We start from the raw sequence: 22,758 nt of genomic DNA on the forward strand, positions 1-22,758 counted from the left end.
CGGACCACGGACATCGTGGGCCTGGACGTCCGGCTGGGCATCGCGGAATACCTGCAGTCGACCCTGGGGGAGCGCTTTGCGCCGCCGCAGATCCTGCGCGACAAAGTGGCGCGCGGCGAACTCGGACGGAAGACCGGCAAGGGCTTCTTCGACTGGCCGGCCTAGAGTCCGACGGGCGGACTGGCCGGCCTAGCGCCCGACGGCGGTGGGCCGGCTAGCGCCCGGCCCGCGCGTCGAGCGCGGACTTCAGGCCGTTCAGGGCCGGGTCCCGGAGTGACATGAACGCCGGCTTCATGAACGGTTCGATGATCCTGAGGGCGCCCTTGAGCTGGAACTCCGCCGTGTACTTCACGGTGGAGCCGGTCCCGTCGGGCGAGACGTCGATGCAGTCCTCGGAAATCACCGTTTTGTTTTCGCCCCGCAGCTTGATGTGGTTCCGGCTCAGCTCCACCACCTCATAGATGAGCGTCTGCCGCTTACCCCGGAATTCGGCTTCGGCGTGGTACCGGTGGCCTACGGCAACAGGGCCCTCGGAGAGCTTCTTCACCACAGGGGTCCCGGGATCCCATTCGGCGGTGTTCTCGAACGCTGACAGGTAGGTGAAGGCTTCCTCTGCCCCGAGGGGAGAGCTGACGGATCCGGCTACTGTGATCATGCCGACAGCCTAGCCGGTGCCCCCTAGGATGGTGCGGTGACTTCCATCGAACCCATCACGCTGACCGGTCGGCACGTCGTCCTCGAGCCGCTGAGCCACGCGCACCACGACGGCCTGGTGGACGCTGCCCGCGACGGTGAGCTCTGGAAGCTCTGGTACACGAGCGTGCCCACGCCGCAGGGCATGGCTGCAGAGATCGACCGCCGGCTGGGCCTCCAGGAGCAGGGGTCCATGCTGCCGTTCACCACGCGCCTGATCGACCCGGCCACCGGTGGTCCCGGCCGGGTGATCGGGATGACCACGTACATGAATATCGACGCCGCCACTCCCCGCGTGGAGATCGGCTCCACCTGGAATGCGGCTTCTTCGCACGGCACCGGGACCAACCCGGACTCCAAGCTCCTGCTCCTGCGGCACGCCTTCGAAGCGCTGGGCTGCCCCGCCGTCGAGTTCCGGACGCACTGGCTTAACCACCAGTCCCGCGAAGCGATTGCGCGGCTTGGAGCCAAGCAGGACGGCGTGCTCCGCAGCCACACGCGGACCGCGGACGGGCAGCTCCGGGACACCGTGGTGTTCTCGATCCTGGAGCACGAGTGGCCGATGGTCCGGGCCAGCCTGGAGTTCAGGCTGGCCAAGCAGCGCTAGAGCCAGGGCGCCCGGATCGGGGAGCCTTGGCCCACGCGGTCCGGACCCTACCTCGCCAAGGTGCCCGGCTTAACCTCGTTCATCACGGCCGTGGCATAGGCCCGGTGCCCGGTGGGCGTCGGGTGGAAGTTGGAGTCAGCCAGAGGATTCCCGCTGTTGTACGCGATCCACGGGGCGGTCGAGTTCACGGCGTGCCCGGCGAACCTCGCTGTGACGTCGACAAACTGCGCGTTCGCCCCGTAGGCATTGGCACTGGAGACTGCCGTGGCGATTGCGGCATTGAGTTTGTCCGTGGCCCGGTTGATCAGACGCTGTTCGTCCGCGGAGAAGTACGGATTCCCGTCCGCCGGCTCGAACAGCCTGGGGTAGCCCAAGACAGCGATCTTCGCGGACGGAGCCACCGTGTGGATCTGGCCGTAGACATTCGCGAGCACCGCACCCACCTGACCCATCCCGCCTTCGGAGGCCGAGACGGCGTTGGCGCACACTTCAATGCCGTAGGCGGCGCAGGCGCCCAGCACCTGGCTTACTCCGGCGTCGTTGGCACCGGCGGTGATGGTGACGATTCCGGTGGACGGATTCAGTTTCCCTGCGCCGATGAGGCCCGTGAGCTGGGCCTGGACGCTAATTTGTTGTTGGAGCGGGTCATCGCCCGAAAAAAGGAGTGCCCCGTGGCAGGCGGCATTGACCACCAGGGACACCCGGCCTGTTCTGTCGACGTCGGTAACGTACCCGGGGGTGCTCTGCCAGCACGTCGCATCATCCGGTTTGTCCGCTTCTCCGGCGCCGGTCCCCGCAGTGTAGGAGTCACCGACGGCGATGTAATCAAGTCCTCCGGCCGGGGCCGCCCCGGCCGGCACCGCCAGCCCCGTGGCCAGTGCCAGTGTTGCCAAACCGGCCGCGAATGCCGCGCGCCGCCGTCGTAAAATCCGGTCACTCATCAGTTTCCCCTTTGTTCTGAACTGTGCACCGGGGCTGCGGAGCCACGGGCCGCGGCCAGGCCGCAAGTACGCCCAAGGGTACGCCGCCGCCCGGCCACCGGATACGGGCCGGAATACCTGTTTATTGCCGGGGGCTACTCCAATCTTCGGCCGTTACCCGTGCCGGATGTCGGGGGTCTGTGATTAGCTGTCTGGATGGAACAGCCTGGACAGCCCGTGAACTGGGACGGAGCCGTGAATGCCTGGCGCATTTCCGGCGGCGTTTTCCGGATGGGGCGCCGGGAATGGGTCACCGAGTCAGGCTGGAAACAGGCGTACGACGACGGCGTCCGCACCGTGATTGACCTCCGGAACCCCTCGGAACAAGGGCTGAGGGACACGGACCCCGAGGTGAGCGCCGAGGTGCTGGCGGCGTTCGACGTCGTGCACGCCCCCACCGAGGACCCGCAGCACCCGGAGTTCAAAGAATTATGCTTCCCCTACCTGAACGATCCGGCCTGCTACGCGGCCAACGCCCGGCTGTTCCCGGACAAACTCGTGGCCGTCTTCAAAGCGGTAGCAGCAGCCCCCGCCGGTGTGGTGATCCACTGCTCGGCCGGGCGGGACCGCAGCGGAATGATCGCCGCCATGCTCCAGGACCTCACCGGTGCCGGCGACCACGAGATCGTGGCCGGCTACCAGGCAGCCATGCGGGGCATCAATGAGCGCCACCGTGCGGTCGGCCCGCCCCACAAACATGAGCGCTACCTGGACGAGGACACTTTGGTGCCCCCTGCTGGCGAAGCGCGGCGGCGGAGCGCTGGAATTCGTCCGGGCGCTGGACACCAGAAACTACCTGTTGCGGCACGGGATCACCCCGGCCGAGTTGGCTGCCATCCAGTCTCGGCTGGCAAGCAGGGTGACGACGTAAACACACTATGGGGGACACCTTGACGCATCATTCCGGCCGGCATCCGTTCAACCGCGCCCTGGGACTGGCTGCAACGGCCTCTTTGGTGTTCGGCGCCACCTTCCTGGCGGTTCCTGCCGTCGCGGAGTCCGGTGCGCCGGTTCCCGATCCGTCGGTGTCGGCGCCGGCAGCTACGTCGGCGCCAGCAGCTACGTCGGCGCCCGTTTCGACGTCGGCGCCTGCCACGGCAGCGCCCGCCCCGGGCGGTTCCGCACCGGCCATCAGCGACGCCGGCCTGACGGAGGCTGTTCTCCGCGACCTGGGAATGACGCTGGAACAGTTCAACGCGGCCGGTGAACAGGGCAAACGCGCGGCCGACGCCGTTGCCTCCTTACGTGCGTTGCCCGGCTATGTGGGAATCAGCTTGAAAGACGGCCGGATCCTGGTGGAAGGCAGCGGCCCGGAGCTTGACTCCCGGGTGGCGGAGCTGAATGCGGCCGGACCCGGCGATTTTGTGCTGGTTGCTGCCACGACGACTGCGGGATCCGCGCCGTCTGCTCCGCCGGCGCAGCCCGACGCGCCCTCGCCGTCTGCTCCGCCTGCCCCGGAACGAGTCGCAGCCAGCACCGACCAGCTGTTCAAGGACTACGTCCGCGAGGTGGGTGCCGAAGGCCTTCAGGCGGTGGCCTACGCCAACGGCAGCTTTGTGATCCGCACCGGCGGCACCAACCAGCCTGAGGCCGGCGGCACCCCAGCGAACACCGTGGCGCCCGGAACCTCAGCTGCTTCGCCCTCGCCGTCGGAATTCGTGGCGCGCTACACCAACGTCCGGCTTGAGCAGGGCGCTCCGCTTGCGCCCGAGGAGGACTTCTTCGGCGGGCAGGGCTACGTCCTCAACACCGGCGTGATCTGCTCCGCCGGCTACGGGGCCTACAGCCCGGACGGGGAGCCGCTGGTCCTCACCGCGGGCCACTGCACCGAAGACGGCACCGTTTCCACCGCAAACGTGGAGCGTCCGGCATCACCCGCAAACAGTCTGCTGGGCACCCTTGGCTTCAGCCAGTTCGGAGGCCCGGGCAACTCCTGGATCACCGGCGACGAAGCCAACCCCGGAAACGTGGGCACCGACATCGCTGTCATCGAAGGCATCCGGCCGGGCATCGAGGTCCAGCCCGCAGCCAGCCGCTGGGACGCACCAACGGATCCCGGATCCACGGCCGTGAAGATCATCGGAACCGCCTCGCCGTCCCCGGGGCAGGCGGTCTGCCGCTCCGGCCGGACCGCCGGCTGGTCCTGCGGCACGGTGGACGAGGTGGGCATCTACGTCGTGGGCGGGTTCACTCCGGACCCGGCCGACCTCCGGGCCTTCCGCGGGTTCCTGTCCACGTCCGTGCAATCCAGCGGCGGCGACTCCGGCGGGCCCTGGATCAGCGGCAACTTCGCCGTCGGCACACACTCCGCGGGAGACCAGGTGGTTGCCGGCCAGCCGATCAACAACTTCGCCGTGGCCACCACGCTGGAGGACGCCATGACCCGGCTTCCCGGCGTCCAGCTCCAGCTGTTCCTCAACAAACCCTCACTCACAAGCCCGGCCGACGGCGCCGGTGTGGCTCTCGGCCAGCCCATCACCGGACAGGTCGCGGCGGCCCCCGCCTCTGCCGTTGCGGCCGGCTCGAAGGTGCGCATCACCATGCCCGGGCAGGCGCCGATGGACGTCCCTGTGGATGGGTCGGGGCAGTGGCAGTTCACCGCGCCCTCCTCGGCAGGCCGGCTGCAATTCACCGCGGAAACCGTCAACGGCTTCAGCCACTCCGGCGCCAGCTCGTTCGACGTCACAGTACTGCCGGCCGAGCTGCCGGCACCCGTCATTTCGATGCCCGGGGAAGCCGCCGCACTCACAGGACTCGAGCGCATTGCAGGGACCGGAACCCCCGGTGCCCGCGTGGTGCTCTCCGGTGACGCCACCGGGCAGGCGGTGGTGGGGCCGGACGGCGCCTGGACCGTGCCGGTCACCGGCCCCGCAAAGTTCGGCGCGTTCACCGTCACGGCCGTGCAGACCGCAGGGGGCGTCGCCGACAGCCCGGCGGCAACCCGGACTTTCACGGTAGTGCCGCCGTCGCCGTCGGTTGCCAATATCCAGAACGGCCAGCATTTCGCCCACGACGCGGTTCCCCGGCGGATCACCGGTTCAGCGCTGGACGGCGCGACGGTGACCGTCACCGTGGACGGCGCAGCAGCCGCGCAGACCGCTGCGAACGGCACGTGGAGCTCGCCGGTTCCGGCCGGGCTTACCGCCGGCACCCACACGCTCACGGTCAGCCAGGCGGTCGATGGCGTGGCCTCGGCGCCGGTGAACCTCACCTTCGTGGTTGACCCGGCACCGGTCATTGTTCCGGCGGCGATCACCCCGGCGGGCGCGTCGGGTCAGCTGCCGGCCACCGGAGCCGACGGCCTGCTCACTGCGGCCGCCGTCGGCGCGGGCGTCCTGCTGCTGGGCGGTGCCGCGCTGGTCTTTGCCAGGCGGCGCTCCCGCCGCTGAGGTCCTCTTCCAGGCTATTGGAAGTCGGCCAGCCAGAGATCCGGGCCGAACACTTCGTACTGGATGTCCTTGGCCGGGACGCCCCGGGCAACCAGCGCACTCCGGACGGACTTCAGGAAGGGGAGGGGGCCGCACAGGTAGTATTCGGCGTCGTCCGGCAGTTCCACTGCATTGACGTCCATGAACCCCTTGAAGGCCGGCGCACTTTCGGACCCCGGTGCGGCCGGTGCATCGCCCGGTTCGAGGAACCAGGTGTTCAACGACCCGTCGGCCAGCTTGGCGAGGTCCTCGGTGACCTGGGCCCGCAGCGGGAACGACGCCGGCATGTCATCCGCGTGGAGGAGCATGACCTGACGCTGGGAGCCGGACTTCACCAGATGGGACAGCATGCCGGCCATCGGAGTAATGCCGATGCCGGCGCTGGCCAGGACCACCGGCCGGTCCGTGTATTCGAGGACCACGTCACCGAATGGAGCCGAGAGGACCACCTCGTCACCCTCGTGGATTTCGTTGTGGAGCAGGTTGGACATCTCGCCGTCGGGCGTGGGGAGTCCGTGGACCCGCTTTACTGCGAACTGCCGGTGATGGCCGTCGTCGGCCTTGGTGAGGCTGTATTGCCTCGGCTGGTGCACGCCGTCGTGCATCAGCATCTTGATGGTGACGTACTGCCCCGGCAGGGAGGGCTTGACGTCCCGCTCGTCGGTTCGTTCCACGATGAAGGTGACCACGTCGTCGGTTTCCTGGATCCGCCGGACTACCCGCCAGGTCCGCCAGATCGTTTCGGGTGAGAGGTGCACGGCGTTGTAGAGGCCGCGTTCCTTGTTGTTGAGCATGTTGGCCATGAGCCAGTAGACCTCGTCCCAGGCTGCTGCAACGTCGGGTGTCACGGCATCGCCAAGCACGTCCACAATGGACCACATCAGATGGTCGTGGACCACCTGGTACTGGTCCGGGCTCAGGCCAAGCGAGACGTGTTTGTGCGCGATCCGGGACAGCAGGTGATCCGGCAGCTGATCGGGTTTGTCCACCAGGAACCCGGCGAACGCGGCAATGGACCCCGCCAAGGCCTGCTGCTGCCGGCCGTCCGCCTGGTTCCCCCGGTTGAAGAGGCCGTCCTGGAGGTCCGGACGTGCCTCGAACATGTGCTTGTAGAACCGCTTGGCAATCTCCTCGATGTGCTCGCCAACTACAGGCAGCGTTGCCTTGATGACGGGAGATGCAGTGTCTGAGAGCATGGTTGATCCCTTCCGGTCTTGCCGGTTGCAGGCGGTGTTTCGTCGCTCGGCACAGCAAACGTAGCAGTCGGGGCCGTTCCACTTCCGGGCCGATCGGCCCTTCATTGCATGGGAAAACGGGTGTACAGCACGACGGCGGGCGGCTCAGTTTTCCGCGGTCAGCTCACCCCGGGCGATGCTGTCCGAAGAATGCGCCGGGTTGCCGTCGAACGGCTCGTTGGATACATCCACGATGGGGTAGTCCGCCAGGTCGAGTCCCGCGGGGAGGGCGAAAACGCCGGGCTCACCGTCCAGTACGCCGAGGCTGACGAGCTTGGACAGGTCCGGCGAAATCACCCAGACCTCCCGGAACCCGCTGATTTGTCCGTCGGACAGCTGGACCACCAGCTGGCGCGAGCCGTCCGGAAGCTTTTCCACCAGGGCCTTGCCGGTCGAGGTGTAGGACGCCAGCGGCTGCAGCGGAGCCTGGGCGATAACCACGGGCTGGGGCGCCGTGGGCGAAGGGGAGGGACCCGCCTGCGGGCCCTGGCCGAGCACGTTGTAGCCCGCCCACACCGCGGCCGCGCCCACCACGATCCCTGCCGCGGCTGCCATCGCCACCCAGCGCCGGGCACCCGCGCCGGTCCTGGGGGACCTGGGGGACCCTGATCCTGTGGGACCTACAGCTCCTGCGGAACCTGCCGCTCCGGAACGTGCCGCTCCCGAACCTGCCGCCGTGCCCTCTGCTCGCGGACGGAGCGGCGTCGGAGGGGTGACAGGCGTCGCCGAGCCGGCCGCCGCCGTCGTGCTGTCCGCGGCGGTGCTGTCCGCGGTGGTGTGACGGCTCAGCGGGTCCTCCGCCTGATCGGGGGAGAGGCCCAGTGCCTGATGGATGGCTGCCCAGTTGCGCGGACCGGGCGTGGCGAGTTCCACTGCCGCGGGATCCACCGTGGCGGCACGGACCGTGCGTTCCAGGGCCGCGAGGGTGCCGGAACATACACCGCAGAACGCCAGGTGGTCGGCCTCGGCGGGTGTCAGGGCAGGTTCGCCCAGGGCCATCAGGCTCAGCTGCTCATCGTCAAGATGCTTCATGGCCCACCTCCAGCCGGGTCCGCATCCGCGTGAGGCTGCGCCGGATGTGGCTCTTGACCGTGCCGAGGGGCAGTTGCAGGCGCGACGAAATCTGATCGTGCGTGAGGTCCTCGTAGAACGCCAGCTTCATGATCGCCTTCTGTGGATCGCCCAACCGGTCCAGCTCTTCCTCCAAGGTTATGCGGTCCGCCACGGCCTCCACGTCAGCTGCGGGCGGGCCGGCCACCCGGTCATCACCGACGAACTGTCCGGCAGCGTGTTCCAGTTCTTGCCGGCGCATCCGCGCGGACAGTGCATCGGAAATCGCGTTGCGCGTGATCCCCACCAGCCAGGCGGGCAGGCGGGCGGCTTCCGGCCGGTAACTGGTCCGCGATTTCCAGGCGCGGATAAAGACTTCCTGCGTGACGTCGTCGGCTGCTGAGCGTTCCCCCAGCGACCTCAGCGCCAGGGTGAACACCAGCGGACTCAGCCGCCGGTAGGCCTCGGCGAGGGCCGCTTCCTGGCCGGACGCGAACGCATGATCGAGAGCAGCGTCCCAATCATGCGGGCCGGCAGGCGTCATGGATGGCTCCTTCGAGCGGCAGTGAGACCTGTGGAACCACATTATGCCGTGCCCGCTGACGGTCCGTCAGAGAGCCGGGCAGCGGCCCCGCCCGGAGCTGCGCCAGGAGCTCCGCCTGAGGTCCCGCCTGAGGTCCCGCCAACGCGCAGGGTCTTGACCATCGCAGCGGCAGCGGAGCAAGCTCAAAGAAGGCCCTCCGGCAACCCCGGGCCCAGCAGAGCCTCCGTGCCGCAGGTCCTCAGCCCTGAACCCCGATTCCAGGAGAGCCCCATGAGCACCACAACATTCAACAACTTGCTCGCCAAACAGGTGGGCAACGAGTTCGCGGCATCCCAGCAGTACATCGCCATCGCGGCCTGGTTTGACGGGCAGGACCTGCCTAGGCTTGCCAAGCACTTCTACCGGCAGTCGCTCGAGGAACGGAACCACGCGATGATGATGGTCCGGTACATCCTGGACCGCGGCATCAAAATTTCGATTCCGGGGGTCGAACCGGTCCGGAATGATTTCACCTCGGCCGAGGAACCCCTGGTCCTTGCCCTGGCCCAGGAAATTGAAGTCACGGACCGCATCAAGGAACTCTTCGCTGCGGCCCGGGCCGAAAACGACCCCCTGGGCGAACAGTTCATGCTCTGGTTCCTCAAGGAGCAGGTGGAAGAGGTCGCATCCATGTCCACGCTCCTGAACGTGGCCCGCCGGGCGGACAACCTGTTCGACGTCGAGATGTTCCTGGCCCGTGAGCGGGTGGGCGACGCCGGCGGTGGCGGCGGACACGGCGGCGGGCATGGCGGGGGCGGCGGCCAGCACGGGCACGGCGGCGGGCACGGCGGTGGAGGCCACGACTCCGGCACGCCGGAAGCGGCGGGCGGAGCGCTCTAAAGCACGCCGGTGGGGCCGCCCGTCCAGGCGGCCCCACCGGTGATGGATATTAGTGATGGTGCACGTCGTTCCTGCGCACGTCGTCCCCGTGCACGTCGTTCCCGGAGGCCGCGTCAGTCGCGGCCGCAGCCACGGTCCTCGGAGTCGATCACCTGGACGGCCACGTCCAGGGTGCCGTCGGCCAGGCTGCCCCAGGCGTAGACGATCGTGTTCTTGCCGGCCTCGACGGTCACGTCAGCCGGCCCGATCACCGGGTCGGTGGTCCCGGCCGCGGCAACCGACGCGGAAACGGTCCCGGCCTCGAGCTTCAGGGTTGCCTCGTCGGGGTTGCTGAGTTCCTCGATCACTGCCGTTCCGCCGGCCAGGACGTCGACGGCGGGAGCCGCGGCTACGTGCCTCACCGTCAGTTTGCCCTTGTTGTCGTTGCGGGGAGCCTTCGTGTCGTTGGTGAACAGCGTGGCCGTGGGGGCGCCGTCGGCATCGAGGTGGGCCACCGCGGTGTAGTTGCCGCCGCTGTCCAGTTCAACGTCCACCGGCCCGATCACCGGGTTGTCGGCGCTGGTGGCGTCCGAGGCGGTGACGGCGATTTCGTAATCGCCGGCCGCGAGCTCCAGCGGGCCCGCGAGGGTTCCCGGAGTGAAGTCGTCCAGGGTGAGGTTCCCGTCCACCCACACGTCCACGGTCAGGCCGGGCACGCCGTGCAGGACCGAGAGCTTCGCGGGGGCATCGTCGTGGTTCCAGCCGCCGGCCTGGGCGGGGGTCGCGAAGGTCAGTGCTGCCAGGAGCGACAGTGCTCCGGCGGCGTAGGTTGTTTTGCGCATTTCAAACTCCTCAGAGGGACGCCCGGTACGGGCTGTGTTTGTGCTTACGCCCTTACTACCGGCGGGAGCCCCTCTTTGGATGCAAAGTCATGAAGTTTTTTCCGCGCGGCCTTTCCGGTCCATCAGCAGGTTGGTGATCCGGAGGGTGCACAGCCGCTGGCCGGCCTCGTTGGTGAGCAGGACCTCGTGCGTGGTCAGCGTTCCGCCCAGGTGGATGGGCGTGGCCGTGATGGTGATCTGGCCTTCGCGCGCTGATTTGTGGTGCGTGGCGGACACGTCCACCCCTACGGCGGTCTTGCCCAGGGTGCTGGCGTGGATGACGGCGGCCCAGGACCCCACGGCCTCGCCCACGGCCAGTGAGGCGCCGCCGTGCAGCAGTCCGAACGACTGCCGGTTGCCTTCGACGGGCATTGTGGCAACGACGCGCTCCACGGATTCCTCGACGATTTTCACGCCCATCTTCTCGTCGAGTTCGCCGAGCGTGATTTTCCACAGTTCGGCGCTGCCGGTTTCGGGCTGCATGGGCCACTTCTCTTTCGTAGGTCTTCCCAGTGTGCAACAGGCTAGTGTGCAGCACGGCACATTCATGTACTGTAGACATATTACCGAACGGACGGTCAGTAATGCACTGGCCGTGATGATCTTGCCCCCGCTGGAAGGACCCGTCAACGATGACCACCACTGCAACTGCTCCGAAATCCTCACTGGACACTGTGGAGACCGTCCCCAGTTTCGTCCGGGACTCCTGGTGGACGCCCGACGCCGCCGCCGCGGCTTCCGCCGTTCCCGTCCTGGACGCCAGCACCGGCGAGCTCCTCGCCAAGGTGAGCACCGAGGGACTGGACCTTGCCGACGTCGTGGATTACGGACGCACCACCGGACAGACGGAACTCGGCACGCTGACTTTCCACCAGCGCGCCCTGAAGCTCAAGGAGCTGGCCCAGTACCTGAATGCCCGCCGTGAGCACTTCTATGAGCTGTCCGCCCAGACTGGCGCCACCAAGATCGACTCAATGGTGGACATCGACGGCGGCATCGGCGTGCTGTTCACCTTCAGCTCCAAGGGCCGCCGCGAGCTGCCCAACTCGCAGGTGGTGGTGGACGGCCCCATGGAGGTGCTGTCCCGGGACGGCTCCTTCGCCGGCGAGCACATCTTCACCCGCATCCCGGGTGTCGCCGTCCAGATCAACGCCTTCAACTTCCCGGTGTGGGGCATGCTGGAGAAGTTTGCGCCGGCGTTCATCGCCGGCGTTCCCACCATCGTCAAGCCGGCAACTCCCACGGGCTACGTTGCTGCGGCCGTGGTCAAGGCCATTGTGGAGTCCAACATCCTGCCGAAGGGCTCGCTGCAGCTCATCTCCGGATCGGCCCGCACGCTCCTGGACCACCTTGACTACCGCGACCTCGTTGCCTTCACCGGGTCCGCCTCCACCGCCAATTCGCTGAAGTCGCACCCGAACGTGGTGAAGGGCGGCGTCCGCTTCACCTCGGAGACCGACTCGCTCAACGCCGCCATCCTGGGCCCGGATGCGGTCAAGGGCACGCCGGAGTTCGATGCCTTCATCAAGTCCGTGGTCACCGAAATGACCGTCAAAGCGGGCCAGAAGTGCACGTCCATCCGCCGCACCATTGTGCCCCGGGAGCTGGTGTCCGACGTCGTTGCCGCCGTGGGTGCCCGCATCGAGGAGCGCGTGGTGCTGGGTGATCCCCGTGCCGAGGGTGTCACCATGGGTGCGCTCGCGTCCCTGGAGCAGCTGGCCGACGTCCGGGCCGCTGTCCAGTCAATGCTCGACGCCGGCGGTGAGCTCGCGTACGGCACGCTCGATTCGCCCAAGGTGACCAAAGCGGACGGCGGAGTGGCCGTCGTCGAAGGCGGTGCCTTTATGTCCCCGGTGCTGCTCAGCTGGGCAGACGCCGAAGCCGAGGAAGTCCACTCGCTGGAGGCCTTTGGTCCTGTTTCTTCGGTGATCGGCTACACCGACCTGGCCGACGCCGTGCGCCTTGCCGCCCGCGGCGGCGGCTCCCTCGTGGCTTCGGTGTGCACCAACGATCCCGAGGTTGCCCGTGAACTGGTCACCGGGATCGCCGCCCACCACGGCCGCGTCCTGATGCTCAACCGCGAGGACGCCCGCAGCTCCACCGGCCATGGGTCACCGGTGCCGCACCTGGTCCACGGCGGTCCCGGCCGGGCTGGCGGCGGCGAAGAGCTCGGCGGCATCCGCTCGGTGATGCACCACATGCAGCGCACCGCCATCCAGGGCTCGCCCAACATGCTCACCGCCGTCACGGGGCTCTGGCACACCGGCGCGGACCGGAACTTCACGCTGGAGACCGAAGGCCAGCACCCGTTCCGGAAGTCGTTGGAAACCCTCCACATCGGCGACGCTGTCCGCTCCGATCTCCGTGAAGTCACCCTCGACGAGATCACCAAGTTCGCCAACTCCACCGGCGACACCTTCTACGCCCACACCAACCAGGAGGCCGCGGAGGCCAACCCGTTCTTCCCCGGCATCGTGGCGCACGGGTACCTGCTGCTGGCCTGGGGCGCAGGGCTGTTCGTTGAGCCTGCTCCGGGACCGGTGCTGGCAAACTACGGCCTGGAGAACCTGCGCTTCATCACCCCGGTGGCTGCAGGCGATTCCATCCGCGTCACGCTGACGGCCAAGAAGATCACCCCGCGCGAGACCGACGAGTACGGCGAGGTGGCCTGGGACGCGGTGCTCACCAACCAAAACGACGAGATCGTGGCCACCTACGACGTCCTCACCCTCGTCGAGAAGTAACCCGGACACAAAGCAGCCCCCCAACGCCCTCTCACTTTTGGCGGGCTTTACCCCAACGCTCCCTCACCACGGCCGGTGAGGGAGCGTTGTGGTGTCGGGTAAAAGGTCAGCCTTGGCGGGCCTTCATGCGGGGGTTCTTCTTGTTGATGACGAAAGTGCGGCCCCGGCGGCGAACGATCTGGGATCCCGGGATCTTTTTCAGTGCCCGCAGGGAGTTTCGTACCTTCATGATGTGCTCCTTGGTGTTGATTCGGTGGGGTGGTTAAGGCCAAATGGATCGGGGAAAAGCGCCGCGTCGTCGTTCATTTCCGCCTCGGACAGCTCGCAGGCCGTCAGCAGGGCAGCTATTTCAGCGGGGTCGATGTCGTCGCCAGTGACGGCCAGGACTGTCCCGCGGTCGCCGAATTCGGGATGCCAATCCAGCATGGCGTCAGGGTTTGTGGCGATAGCGAAGGGCAGGGAGTCCCGGTCAGCCTGCCAGGGACCGGTGTTTTCCAGCCATATGCGGGGGCCTATTCCCTGGATGGCAATCCTGCACTCAGGCGCCGAGGCCACCCAGAGCCGCCCGCGCAGCCAGCAGGATCCCTCAGCCAGGGCGGTCAGAGCCAAGCGAAAGCGCTCCGGGTGAAGGGGCCGCGCAATCCGCTGCACCACGGTGAAGAACGGCGAGGAGGATTCCGCCGGGATCCGTACGGAGCCTGCTGCGGTCCGCGCCGTGGCCTCAGCAAGGTTATGCCGCCCTGGCCGTACATCGCCCGCGTGGTCAGTCACTGCGATGTGGGGAGCCACCTCGTTGATGAGCTGGACTCCGCGGGCCCGCGTCGCCGGATCGACCGGTACCAGGGCAGGATCGGCCAGTAGGACTGTATCGCTGAAGGCGAGTTCTCCGATGATGAATTCGCCGGGGGTGCGGTCATCGTCCGGAACGGGAGTGTAGCCGGACTCGAATACGGTGTGATGGTCCCAGAGCTGGTCCTCCACCGCATCGGGAGCACAGGCCAGCACCACTGCATCGATCGTGACTGACGCGCCGAGCCCCCTCAGGAGTGCGTGCACCGCCGTCATGGACGTCACTGCGGCAGGCAGGCCCAGAATAATGGGCGTAGTTGGTGTCGATAGCCGGCGTACGGTCGGCACCACATCCAGCCGGACCGTGCAGCTGAGGCAGCCGTGTTCGAGCCGGGATTCCGCCTGCTCGAGTCGGTTGCCGTCTCTGAAGATTCTCCGGACCACGAGCCCGTCTTCGAGCAGGTCATGGAAGACGATCAGGGCACCCGGCGTATCCGCAGCCAGGGCGGCGCACGCCTGCTGCCGGCTGAAGGCGTCCAAGGAACTTACCACTGTCACATTCATGCTTCGAGACTATATGAGAATCATTCTCATTTACAAACCGAATGGTTTCGGGGTGCTGCTGCGTCGGGAAGTGGGAGAGGGTTGGGGTTTTTCCGGCGGGAGGTGGGAGAGGGTTTGGTCGGTTCTTTCTGAGCTGCTCCGGCGTAGAATTTTCTGCGTAGGAGGTGGCGAAATGACCCTAGTACTCAACAAAGCCACAACAGTCCTGCCCGTCGATGATGTAGAGCGTGCCCGGCATTTCTATGCCGACACTTTGGGGCTCCCGCACCGGGGCGTGGCAGATGACGGAAGCGAATTGTTTGGCTCGGAGGGCGGCCCGATGCTGCAGCTGATGCCTGTCAAGGATGGCAAGCATTCAGAGCACACCACCCTGAGTTTCGAAGTCAGCGAAATTGAACGAACCGTCAGGGAAATGGAAGCCAAGGGCGTCGCGTTCCAGGATTACGATCTGCCGGACCTCAAGACCGAGAACCACATTTGTACAACGGATTCCGAGAAGTGCGCCTGGTTCATGGATTCTGAGCACAACATCCTCTGCGTGCACGAGACCATCAGCACGATGGCGGATTACCAGCTCTAATTAACCGGCGTCCCGGCTCAGCGGGACGCCCTTCTTATGCCGGCGCCTTAGGTCGGCGTCCCGGACCACGGCGTGACCGGCCGCTCCTGCCTGACGCCGTCCACCGTGACATCCACCCGCTCATTGAAGAAACTCACCAGCCCGTGGATCTGGGCGGCGTCACGGAACCGCTGGTCGTACATCCACGCGATGTTTCGGCCGGTTTCCGAGTTCGGGTACGTCCAGTAACTCGCAGTTCCCTTGTACGGACACACCGTCTTCTTGGCGCTGGGCTCCATGATGTCCAGCCGGACGTCCGCGGGCGGGATGTAGTAGCGCACCGGAAGCATGGTCTCGTACAGCAGGTGGGCGGCGTTCGTGGTGGCCAGCGTGACGTCGTCGAGCCTCACCTCGACGGTGAGGGACGACGCCCGGATGTCCACGCGGTGGAACGGATCGCGGGGGTGCCCGATGATCTCCTCGTCGTCCTCCAGCCAGTCGAAGGCGTTGAAATCCAGCACCACATGTCCGGCGAGGTCGGGGTCGGCCGGCCGGAAGGCCACGCGGGGCAGCCTCGTTCCGGAAGTCACGACGTCGAACTCCTCACCGTCCGCGGTGTGCCGGCCGAAACCAGTTCGCGGATCCAAGGCATGCGGTCCGTCCGCGCTGAGCCTGAAACCGTGCTCCGCGATCTCGTCCCGCTGCCGCGACGGCGGCGCCAGTTCGGCTCGAAGGTCCACCTCGGGGACGGCGTAGATGGGGGTAACGCGTTTGGGTTCCCATACCAGGAGCGCATACAAAGTGTCGACGACGGTGTTCCCGTTAACCATGGCACGGACCCGTTTGGGCGTGGGTTGGTACCGCAAATGCGGGAACGTCCCGAAGAGGACTTCGGATAATTTCGTGGCCATGACTACAGGGTGGGCGCCACGCATCCCGCCGTCAATGACTGCTCCGGGGCCCACCGGCATAGATGGGGGAGAACGGACTTAGCGTGCCGCGTTGAGCCCTTTGAAAGCCATTGTGATGACGTCGTCGGCCAGCTTTTCCGGGGACAGCGAGCCGCCCGGCTTGTACCATTCGACGATCGAGTTGATGGTGCCGAACAGGAGTCGCGTGACCGTGCGGGGATCGATGTCCTCGCGGAGGGAACCCTCATCGCGGGCGGCGGAGATCAGGGCCGCCACCTTGTGGTCGAAGGTGCGGCGGCGTTCCATGGCGTCGCGCTCGATGTCCGTGTTGCCGCGCAGGCGCAGCAGCAGGGTGACGAACGGAAGGCGTTCCACCAGCACGGAGATGGTTTCGCGGAGTACGAACTCGAGCCGGGCTTCGGCCGTCCCGGACTGGGCCTGCGGCTGCTCCAGGATGGCCTCGAGGCCGCCGAGTGCCTGCTCCAGGGCGAGCTTGAGGAGGTCGCCCTTGGACGGTACGTGGTGGTAGATGGCCGACTTGGAAATGCCAAGGTTTTCGGCAAGGATGCCCATTGACGTGGCGTCGTAGCCGTGTCGGTTGAAGACCTCGACGGCGATCTGCAGCACCGACTGCTGGTCGTATCCCGGGCGGCCGCGCTTGGTGGGTGCATCAGTTGTGGACATACCGGCTATTTTCTCATGAACGTTCGGTTATTAGGCGCAATAAGTGTCACGGACCAGAAATGCCTTGCCTGCGCGGTGCCCCGGTGCTAGAAAGCTTGTAGAGGAACTATCGGCGCGGGGGCCGGTTCTGACTCAAAAGTTTCAAGGATCGGGACGGGATCAGGTACGTTGGGCTGCCCGGCTGGCGGTTAGCCATCGGCACGTCACAGCGCTGTCGCGCGTTGGCAGTAGTGCACTGAATGCCTCCCGTAAAAGGACGGTCCCCGGCTGCAGCAGCCGGGGACCTTCCCCATGTGGGTGACTGTCCGACGTCGGGCGCTTTATGAGCGCCGCGCTCTCACGAACATGACGCCGCCTTAGCTGGCGTTCTCCTCCAAGGTGAGGTCGCGGTCCTTTGTCTCCGGGGCCTTGATTGCCTGGAACAGAGAGATGCCGACGATGATCATCATGTAGGCGGCGATGGGCCAGTAGGAGCCGGTGGCCCAGGCGAGCAGCCCCGAGCAGATGATGGGCGCAATGCCGCCGCCAAAGATTGCCGAGAACTCGCGGGCAATAGCCACGCCGGCATACCGGTACTTGGAACCGAACAGCTCGGCATACATGGCCGACTGTGCCGCGATGCCGCCTTCGACAGCGAAAGTGAAGCCAACAGCGTACACGAGGGCGATCAGCCAGACGTTGCCCGTGCTGCTGAGCCAGAACGCCGGGAAGGAGAACAGGAAGAGGAAAGCGAGGATGAAAACGTTCACGGGCTTGCGGCCCCAGCGGTCGGTGGCGCGTCCCGCGATCAGTGCCGCGGGAATGGCGAAGAGGCCGCCCATGGCCAGCATCTGCGGGATGAGTGCCTTGTCGATGTTGACCACGGAGATCAGGAACGTGCCCAGGAACGCCTGGTAGATGTACGAGTGGGCGTGCGTGCCCATGTTGATGAGGAAGACCTGGCGGAGCGGGCGGCGGCCCTTCTTGAGCACTTCCGAGACCGGCGAGGCCGCTTCGACGTGTTCCTTCTTGAGCTCGGCGAAGACCGGTGATTCCTTCATGTTGCGCCGGATCAGGTACGCGGCCACGGTCACGAGGGCGCTGGAAAGGAACACCACGCGCCAGCCCCAGGATTCGAGGTCTTCTCGCGGAAGAAGCTGCACGAGGATCCAGGCGCCGGAACCGAAGACGGAGCCGACGGCGGCGCCGGCCCAGACCAGCGAAGTCATCGCGCCGCGCTTGCCCTTGGGTGCGAACTCCGCCAGCAGCACCACCGCGCTGGCCATTTCCGCACCGGCGCCGAAGCCCTGGATGAACCGCAGTACGGTCAGGAGGATCGGGGCCAGGATGCCCACCGATTCGTAGGTGGGCAGCAGCCCCATGGCAAACGTTGCGGTGCCCATCAGGGCCAGGGTGGCCACGAGCACGAACTTGCGGCCGATCTTGTCGCCGTAGCGGGAGAAGAACAGTCCGCCCATAGGCCGGGCAATGAAGCCGACGGCGTACGCGCCGAAGCTGGCGATGAAGCCGACCGCGGGGGAGACGTTGGGGAAGAACAGCGTGTTGAAGATGATGGCCGTGCCCACGCCGTAGACAACCATGTCGTAGTTTTCCAGAACGGTACCGATGAACCCCGCCCAGCCGGCGCGGCGGAGCTCGGTCTTGTTGACGGCGGCCGGCTGGAGGGTGCCGTGTGGCGGGGTTCCCGTAGGCAAGGGAGTATGCGTCATTGCTGTTCCTGTTCTGGAGAAAGCACCCACCACTGCGTGGGCGCGGTTTCCAGACTAGGGGTTGAAAGCTGCATTTGGCAACCGATTGCCCAAGTTGCGGCAACATGGGCTCAAGTTGAGAAAGAACGCATGGCTATCGTGGATTTTTCGGGCACGCCAAAAGGGTCCGGGATGATCCGGACCCTTCGTGGCTGCAGCCTGGTGGGGCCGCAAGTGTACGTTCGCGCTATGCCTTCGGACGCATGTCGTAGATCCGGCGGAGCTTGCCGTTTGAGCGCTCCAGTGAGCCGGGCTCGACGACGTTGACGGTGCAGGATGAGCCGACGTGGATCTTGATCTGCTGCTGCAGGACCTTGGCGGCCGAGGCCACGACCTCTGCCGAGACGGATTCCCGGCGTTCGATCTTCACCGTGAGCTGGTCCATCCGCTGGCCCTCGGGCCGGGTGAGTTCCAGCTGGAAGTGCGGGCTGAGCTCGGGGATGCGCAACGCGATTTCCTCGATCTGCGAGGGGAACAGGTTCACGCCGCGCAGGATGATCATGTCGTCGCTGCGGCCGGTGATGCGGCCCATGCGGCGGTGCGCGGGGCGGGCCGTGCCGGGCAGCAGCCGCGTGAGGTCCTTGGTGCGGTACCGGATGATGGGCAGCGCTTCCTTGGTGAGCGAGGTGAACACCAGTTCGCCGTGTTCGCCGTCGCCCAGGACCTTCGTGGGGTCGAACGCGTCGATGATCTCTGGGCGGAAGTGGTCCTCCCAGATGTGGCTGCCGTCCTGGGTCTCCACGGCTTCGCCGGCCACCCCGGGGCCCATGACCTCGGACAGGCCGTAGATGTCGCAGGCCTTGATGTTCATGGTGGTTTCGAGCTCGTGGCGCATTTCCTCGGTCCACGGCTCAGCACCCAGCACGGCGTACTTGAGGGACGTGGAGGCCGGGTCGATGCCCTGCTTCATCATCGCGTCGGCGATGGTCAGCAGGTAGGTGGGCGTGGCCAGGATTGCGTCCGGCTTGAAGTCCTGGATGAGGGTGATCTGGCGTTCGGTCTGGCCGCCCGAGATGGGGATGACCGTGCAGCCCAGTGCCTCGGCGCCGGCGTGGGCGCCCATGCCGCCGGTGAACAGGCCGTAGCCGTAGGCGTTGTGGACCTTCATGCCCGGGCGGACGCCGGAAGCGCGGAGGGAACGTGCCACCAGCTTGGCCCAGTCGGCGAGGTCTTTCTTGGTGTAGCCCACCACGGTGGCGCGGCCGGTGGTGCCGGAGCTGGCGTGGATGCGGGCCACCTCGTGCTGCGGCACGGCGAACATGCCGAAGGGGTACTCCAGCCGGAGGTCTTCCTTGGTGGTGAAAGGGAACTTGCCAAGGTCGGCCAGCTCGCGGAGGTCCGTGGGGTGGACGCCGGCCTCGTCGAACTTGCGCTTGTACAGCGGAACGCGGTCGTAGGCGTAGGCGACCGTGTGCTGGAGGCGGCTCAGCTGCAATGCCTCCAGCTCGTCGCGGGATATCGTTTCTTCGCGGTCCAGCACGGCGTCGGCGGCAGCTGCTGGTTCAGTGGCGTGGAGGGTCATCTGGGGGTCCCTGTTTCTATTTCTTGGAGATGGTGCGGCTGCGGCCGCGGAACTCGGCGATGAGCTCGCCCGGTGTTTCATCGTTGGCGCTGTCGGCTGCGGTGCCGGCGGCGGTACCTGTGTTGGTGCCTGTGTTGGTGCCTGTGTTGGTGCCTACGGCCGTGTGGGGGTCCGCGGCGTAAATCTGCACGTCGTAAAGTCCGCTGCGGCCGGCATGCGCGCGTCGGTTGGCGACGGCGGTGATCACCTGGCCGGTGAAGGCCGGCTTGAGGAAGTTGATGTCGACGCCGGATGCCACGGTGATCGTGTCGCCGTCTGCTCCCGCTGTGCCGGCCGGCGTGCTTGCCGGGTTGCAGGCCAAGGCAAAGGCGGTATCGCCGAAGGCGAAGATCATTCCGCCGTGGGCCATGCCGAAGCCGTTGAGCATTTCCTGCCGGAGGGTCATGCGGATGGTGGCGTGACCGTCGTCCAGTTTGAGGACTTCGATGCCCATCCATTCAGAGGCATAGTCGTTTTCAAGGATGGGGTGGGTGGCCCCGGAGAGTGTTGCTTCAGCCATGCGTCATTGCCTCCAGCTTTATTTACCGAATGTTCATTAGGTAATCCCATTTTGGGGCATGCTGTCAAGAGCCGCTGCTGTTTCCGGCCGCAGGGAGAGGGTGCTTGCGGGTGCTTCCCGGTCCCGCTAACTGCCCCACATCTCGGAACTGTTCAAGGACGTGAACACAAACATCCCGCCCACAAAGGCAAAGAATCCGCCGATGAGGCGGGCACATGGCCCCGCCGGTCCCGATCTGGAACGGATTATCAGTTATCCGCTGGCGAGGGCTGAGCCTTAGGGATCGGCGGCGATCGGCGTACGATCGGAGGCGGGGGAAGCCGACCCATGACAGGGGACGCCATGAGCGGAATTTTGGGGCAGGCACGCACGTACTCGAGTGCTTTGGGGGCGTCACGCTTGCTGGCCGGGACGTTTGTTTTTGATGCCAGATCCCGCGTTATGACGTGGTCTGATGAGCTTTACAGCATCCACGGCTACCGCCGGGGTGACGTCGTTCCTACGATGGAGCTGACGATGGCGCACAAGCATCCTGCTGACCTGCCGCGAATCCAGGAGGTCAGCAACGAACTGTTCACCCATGGCGGTCATGTGGCCATGTACCATCGCCTGATCGATGCCACGTCCCGCGAACGAAAAGTGCTGACGGCGGGGGAGGCGTCGCTGGACGGCACCGGCAAGCTGTCCAGTATCTCTGGCGTCATGCTGGACCTGACGTCAACAATCCAACGGGAGACGGAACTGGCCGCGCGCGAAGCCGTCCGCGGCGCAATGGCCACACGGAGCACCATCGCGAAAGCCGAGGGCATCCTCATGGGACGGCTCGGCATCGGATCGGACGAGGCCTTCAAACTGCTGACCACCTACAGCAACACCAGCAACATCAAGCTCGCCGGCGTGGCCTCCGGCCTCGTGGCACTTGCTGACAGTCCCGCGGAGGTCACCGCGCTGGGGCATTTCATCCAGCAGCTCAGCCTGACCCGCCCGCTCCGCTGACCCGCCCGCTCCGCTCCGCCAACCGAACCGCGCCGCTATCCGATGTTTCGACGACGGCAGACCAGTCCCAGGCAGAGTGCGGCCGCTGCTGCGGCGGCAGCCGCCACGATGCCGAAAGGCACCGGATCGTTGGCTCCGCCGATGCCCACCAGGGGTGCCGCCAGGCCGCCGAAGGAAAACCGGGCCAGGCCCAGGAGCGAGGAGGCTGTGCCGGCGATGTCGGGATATTCCTTGAGCGCGAGCGAGGTGGCCGGCGGGCTGGTCACGGCGACGCCGCTGACCATGGTGAACAGGGAAAGGATGATGGCGATCAGGGGCAGGTGCAGGAGCGCCGTGGCCAGCAGCCCCAGGGCGCCGGCGAGGGCCATGGCCAGGCCCAGGGCGAGGGTTCCCCGTTCGGACCAGTGCTCAGCCAGCCGGCCGGAGATGAACCCGAAGATCACGAAGCCCAGCGAGTTCAGTCCGAAGGCGAACGAGTAGCCCTGCGGGGAGAGCCCGTACATGCCCTGGAGGATGTACGTGGCCCCGCTCAGGTAGGCGAAGATCGCGGAGTAGGTGAAGCCCGTGATCAGGACAGCGCCCACGAACATTCGGTCCGCCAGGAGCCGGCGGAAGTCGTTGAGGGTGTGGGAGAGGCCGCCGGTGATGCGCCTGTCCTTCGGGAGGGTCTCCCGGAAAATCACCAGCGATGCGACGAGGATGGCCACGCCCACTGCGGCGAGGAACAGGAACACTCCGCGCCAGTCCGTGACGGCCGCGAGCTGGCCGCCGATCACGGGGCCGATGATGGCGGCCAGTCCGCCGAGGACGGTGAGGCGGCCGTAGTAGCGGATCAGCTTCCCTCCCGAGTAGACGTCCCGGCCGGCGGCCTGTGCGATGACAATGCCCACAGCGCCGGCCAGGCCCTGGACGAACCGGGCGAGGATGAGGGTTTCGACCGTAGGGCTGAGTGCGCACAGCACCGAGGTGACCGTGTAGGCGATCACTCCGATGATCAGCGGCTTCCGGCGGCCGAAGCGGTCCGACATGGGCCCGGCGACCACCTGTCCGATGGCCAGTCCGAGCAGGCAGGCGGTGATGGTCAGCTGCGCCACGGACGTTGTGCTGCGGAGTTCGGCGGTGAGGGCGGGAAGGACCGGCAGATAGAGGTCCATGGAAATCGGACCGAAGATTGTCAGCAGCCCGAGTACCACCGCCAGCGGCCGGCCGACGGCCTGTTTGGGTGCGGGAGCAGGTCCGGGTGCAGTGGCGTGTGCAGGGGCGCCGATGGCGGTCATGCTGGCTCCGTTCCTGTGGTGGTGGGCTTGGTTTCCCATTCAACCCGGCCGCGCCATTCCTAGCCACGGCTCTCCTTATCCGGGGTCTGGCAGTACCTCCCTGGAAGGGGCTGTCCCGGTGTAGCGTGA

22 protein-coding genes and 1 pseudogene are annotated in these 22,758 nt (G+C 66.4%); 8 read left to right on the forward strand and 15 right to left on the reverse strand.

Going from position 1 to position 22,758, the window contains the following annotated elements; translation table 11 throughout:
• Positions 1-165 (forward strand): 3-hydroxyacyl-CoA dehydrogenase family protein (locus PV761_RS17570; protein ID WP_347898790.1); only part of this gene is annotated, 165 nt, incomplete at its 5' end.
• A 49-nt stretch (positions 166-214) separates the two neighbouring features.
• Here the strand turns inward: PV761_RS17570 and PV761_RS17575 are convergent.
• Entirely contained in the window at positions 215-655 is a 441-nt protein-coding gene (locus PV761_RS17575) for an SRPBCC family protein (protein ID WP_347898688.1), read from the reverse strand.
• Positions 656-691: 36 nt separating this feature from the next.
• Here PV761_RS17575 and PV761_RS17580 point away from each other — a divergent pair, with 36 nt between their 5' ends.
• Positions 692-1,300: a GNAT family protein gene (locus tag PV761_RS17580; protein ID WP_347898690.1), complete on the forward strand. Its 609-nt coding sequence runs from the start codon at positions 692-694 to the stop codon at positions 1,298-1,300.
• Between the two features lie 47 nt (positions 1,301-1,347).
• On the opposite strand, the gene PV761_RS17585 is transcribed toward PV761_RS17580, so the two are convergent.
• A complete protein-coding gene (locus PV761_RS17585) occupies positions 1,348-2,241 on the reverse strand; it encodes an SGNH/GDSL hydrolase family protein (protein ID WP_347898692.1) in 894 nt (297 codons plus the stop codon).
• 195 nt (positions 2,242-2,436) lie between these two features.
• On the opposite strand from PV761_RS17585, the pseudogene PV761_RS17590 reads away from it, so the two are divergent.
• Positions 2,437-3,151, forward strand: a pseudogene (locus PV761_RS17590) (tyrosine-protein phosphatase).
• A gap of 19 nt (positions 3,152-3,170) precedes the next feature.
• Positions 3,171-5,669, forward strand: coding sequence for a trypsin-like serine protease (locus tag PV761_RS17595; RefSeq protein ID WP_347898694.1), 2,499 nt, complete (start codon positions 3,171-3,173; stop codon positions 5,667-5,669).
• Positions 5,670-5,683: 14 nt separating this feature from the next.
• Here PV761_RS17595 and PV761_RS17600 read toward each other — a convergent pair whose 3' ends face one another.
• The 3 genes from PV761_RS17600 to PV761_RS17610 form a co-directional block, all read right to left on the reverse strand.
• Positions 5,684-6,904, reverse strand: coding sequence for a globin domain-containing protein (locus PV761_RS17600; RefSeq protein WP_347898696.1), 1,221 nt, complete (start codon positions 6,902-6,904; stop codon positions 5,684-5,686).
• Between the two features lie 144 nt (positions 6,905-7,048).
• Positions 7,049-7,975 carry a hypothetical protein gene (locus PV761_RS17605; RefSeq protein ID WP_347898698.1) on the reverse strand — a complete coding sequence of 309 codons (927 nt, stop codon included), beginning with the start codon at positions 7,973-7,975 and terminating at the stop codon, positions 7,049-7,051.
• Entirely contained in the window at positions 7,962-8,537 is a 576-nt protein-coding gene (locus tag PV761_RS17610) for a sigma-70 family RNA polymerase sigma factor (RefSeq protein WP_028270026.1), read from the reverse strand. Before PV761_RS17610 ends, PV761_RS17605 begins: the two co-directional genes overlap by 14 nt.
• Positions 8,538-8,807: 270 nt before the next feature.
• Here PV761_RS17610 and PV761_RS17615 point away from each other — a divergent pair, with 270 nt between their 5' ends.
• A complete protein-coding gene (locus PV761_RS17615) occupies positions 8,808-9,416 on the forward strand; it encodes a ferritin (protein ID WP_347898700.1) in 609 nt (202 codons plus the stop codon).
• Positions 9,417-9,529: 113 nt separating this feature from the next.
• Here the strand turns inward: PV761_RS17615 and PV761_RS17620 are convergent, their stop codons facing one another.
• Both PV761_RS17620 and PV761_RS17625 read right to left on the reverse strand, forming a co-directional pair.
• Complete coding sequence (locus tag PV761_RS17620; protein WP_028270027.1) at positions 9,530-10,237, reverse strand: DUF4397 domain-containing protein; 708 nt, start codon at positions 10,235-10,237, stop codon at positions 9,530-9,532.
• Between the two features lie 87 nt (positions 10,238-10,324).
• Positions 10,325-10,759: a PaaI family thioesterase gene (locus tag PV761_RS17625; RefSeq protein WP_028270028.1), complete on the reverse strand. Its 435-nt coding sequence runs from the start codon at positions 10,757-10,759 to the stop codon at positions 10,325-10,327.
• 149 nt (positions 10,760-10,908) lie between these two features.
• Here PV761_RS17625 and paaZ point away from each other — a divergent pair, with 149 nt between their 5' ends.
• The gene (gene paaZ / locus PV761_RS17630) at positions 10,909-13,020 is read left to right on the forward strand and encodes a phenylacetic acid degradation bifunctional protein PaaZ (RefSeq protein ID WP_347898703.1); all 2,112 of its coding nucleotides are present in this window, start codon (positions 10,909-10,911) and stop codon (positions 13,018-13,020) included.
• A 106-nt stretch (positions 13,021-13,126) separates the two neighbouring features.
• Here the strand turns inward: paaZ and ykgO are convergent, their stop codons facing one another.
• Positions 13,127-13,249, reverse strand: coding sequence for a type B 50S ribosomal protein L36 (ykgO, locus tag PV761_RS17635; protein ID WP_347898705.1), 123 nt, complete (start codon positions 13,247-13,249; stop codon positions 13,127-13,129).
• Positions 13,246-14,373, reverse strand: a complete 1,128-nt coding sequence (locus tag PV761_RS17640) for a GTP-binding protein (protein WP_347898707.1) — start codon at positions 14,371-14,373, stop codon at positions 13,246-13,248. Before PV761_RS17640 ends, ykgO begins: the two co-directional genes overlap by 4 nt.
• A gap of 172 nt (positions 14,374-14,545) precedes the next feature.
• Here PV761_RS17640 and PV761_RS17645 point away from each other — a divergent pair, with 172 nt between their 5' ends.
• On the forward strand, positions 14,546-14,953 hold the full coding sequence (locus PV761_RS17645; RefSeq protein ID WP_347898709.1) for a VOC family protein: 408 nt from the start codon (positions 14,546-14,548) through the stop codon (positions 14,951-14,953).
• Between the two features lie 47 nt (positions 14,954-15,000).
• Here the strand turns inward: PV761_RS17645 and PV761_RS17650 are convergent, their stop codons facing one another.
• From PV761_RS17650 to PV761_RS17670, 5 genes are all read right to left on the reverse strand, one after another.
• Entirely contained in the window at positions 15,001-15,843 is an 843-nt protein-coding gene (locus PV761_RS17650) for a DUF427 domain-containing protein (RefSeq protein WP_347898711.1), read from the reverse strand.
• 78 nt (positions 15,844-15,921) lie between these two features.
• Positions 15,922-16,527, reverse strand: coding sequence for a TetR/AcrR family transcriptional regulator (locus PV761_RS17655; protein WP_028270033.1), 606 nt, complete (start codon positions 16,525-16,527; stop codon positions 15,922-15,924).
• 356 nt (positions 16,528-16,883) lie between these two features.
• Entirely contained in the window at positions 16,884-18,236 is a 1,353-nt protein-coding gene (locus PV761_RS17660) for an MFS transporter (RefSeq protein WP_347898713.1), read from the reverse strand.
• A gap of 226 nt (positions 18,237-18,462) precedes the next feature.
• Positions 18,463-19,797, reverse strand: a complete 1,335-nt coding sequence (gene paaK / locus PV761_RS17665; RefSeq protein ID WP_347898715.1) for a phenylacetate--CoA ligase PaaK — start codon at positions 19,795-19,797, stop codon at positions 18,463-18,465.
• A 16-nt stretch (positions 19,798-19,813) separates the two neighbouring features.
• Positions 19,814-20,356, reverse strand: coding sequence for a hotdog fold thioesterase (locus PV761_RS17670; protein ID WP_347898717.1), 543 nt, complete (start codon positions 20,354-20,356; stop codon positions 19,814-19,816).
• Between the two features lie 342 nt (positions 20,357-20,698).
• Between PV761_RS17670 and PV761_RS17675 the strand changes: the two genes are divergently transcribed.
• Positions 20,699-21,352: a PAS and ANTAR domain-containing protein gene (locus PV761_RS17675; RefSeq protein ID WP_347898719.1), complete on the forward strand. Its 654-nt coding sequence runs from the start codon at positions 20,699-20,701 to the stop codon at positions 21,350-21,352.
• A gap of 35 nt (positions 21,353-21,387) precedes the next feature.
• Here the strand turns inward: PV761_RS17675 and PV761_RS17680 are convergent, their stop codons facing one another.
• Positions 21,388-22,629 carry a multidrug effflux MFS transporter gene (locus PV761_RS17680; RefSeq protein ID WP_347898721.1) on the reverse strand — a complete coding sequence of 414 codons (1,242 nt, stop codon included), beginning with the start codon at positions 22,627-22,629 and terminating at the stop codon, positions 21,388-21,390.
• Positions 22,630-22,758 lie beyond the last annotated feature (129 nt).

Origin of the sequence: Arthrobacter sp. CC3 (assembly GCF_039907775.1) — a bacterium.
Taxonomy (GTDB): domain Bacteria; phylum Actinomycetota; class Actinomycetes; order Actinomycetales; family Micrococcaceae; genus Arthrobacter.

What these genes read in the sequence shown, in the direction of transcription:
- PV761_RS17575 (WP_347898688.1), bottom strand. Translation starts at nt 655, where the DNA reads ATGATCACAGTAGCCGGATCCGTCAGCTCTCCCCTCGGGGCAGAGGAA.
- PV761_RS17585 (WP_347898692.1), bottom strand. Translation starts at nt 2,241, where the DNA reads ATGAGTGACCGGATTTTACGACGGCGGCGCGCGGCATTCGCGGCCGGT.
- PV761_RS17600 (WP_347898696.1), bottom strand. Translation starts at nt 6,904, where the DNA reads ATGCTCTCAGACACTGCATCTCCCGTCATCAAGGCAACGCTGCCTGTA.
- PV761_RS17605 (WP_347898698.1), bottom strand. Translation starts at nt 7,975, where the DNA reads ATGAAGCATCTTGACGATGAGCAGCTGAGCCTGATGGCCCTGGGCGAA.
- PV761_RS17610 (WP_028270026.1), bottom strand. Translation starts at nt 8,537, where the DNA reads ATGACGCCTGCCGGCCCGCATGATTGGGACGCTGCTCTCGATCATGCG.
- PV761_RS17615 (WP_347898700.1), top strand. Translation starts at nt 8,808, where the DNA reads ATGAGCACCACAACATTCAACAACTTGCTCGCCAAACAGGTGGGCAAC.
- PV761_RS17620 (WP_028270027.1), bottom strand. Translation starts at nt 10,237, where the DNA reads ATGCGCAAAACAACCTACGCCGCCGGAGCACTGTCGCTCCTGGCAGCA.
- PV761_RS17625 (WP_028270028.1), bottom strand. Translation starts at nt 10,759, where the DNA reads ATGCAGCCCGAAACCGGCAGCGCCGAACTGTGGAAAATCACGCTCGGC.
- paaZ (WP_347898703.1), top strand. Translation starts at nt 10,909, where the DNA reads ATGACCACCACTGCAACTGCTCCGAAATCCTCACTGGACACTGTGGAG.
- ykgO (WP_347898705.1), bottom strand. Translation starts at nt 13,249, where the DNA reads ATGAAGGTACGAAACTCCCTGCGGGCACTGAAAAAGATCCCGGGATCC.
- PV761_RS17640 (WP_347898707.1), bottom strand. Translation starts at nt 14,373, where the DNA reads ATGAATGTGACAGTGGTAAGTTCCTTGGACGCCTTCAGCCGGCAGCAG.
- PV761_RS17645 (WP_347898709.1), top strand. Translation starts at nt 14,546, where the DNA reads ATGACCCTAGTACTCAACAAAGCCACAACAGTCCTGCCCGTCGATGAT.
- PV761_RS17650 (WP_347898711.1), bottom strand. Translation starts at nt 15,843, where the DNA reads ATGGCCACGAAATTATCCGAAGTCCTCTTCGGGACGTTCCCGCATTTG.
- PV761_RS17655 (WP_028270033.1), bottom strand. Translation starts at nt 16,527, where the DNA reads ATGTCCACAACTGATGCACCCACCAAGCGCGGCCGCCCGGGATACGAC.
- PV761_RS17660 (WP_347898713.1), bottom strand. Translation starts at nt 18,236, where the DNA reads ATGACGCATACTCCCTTGCCTACGGGAACCCCGCCACACGGCACCCTC.
- paaK (WP_347898715.1), bottom strand. Translation starts at nt 19,797, where the DNA reads ATGACCCTCCACGCCACTGAACCAGCAGCTGCCGCCGACGCCGTGCTG.
- PV761_RS17670 (WP_347898717.1), bottom strand. Translation starts at nt 20,356, where the DNA reads ATGGCTGAAGCAACACTCTCCGGGGCCACCCACCCCATCCTTGAAAAC.
- PV761_RS17675 (WP_347898719.1), top strand. Translation starts at nt 20,699, where the DNA reads ATGAGCGGAATTTTGGGGCAGGCACGCACGTACTCGAGTGCTTTGGGG.
- PV761_RS17680 (WP_347898721.1), bottom strand. Translation starts at nt 22,629, where the DNA reads ATGACCGCCATCGGCGCCCCTGCACACGCCACTGCACCCGGACCTGCT.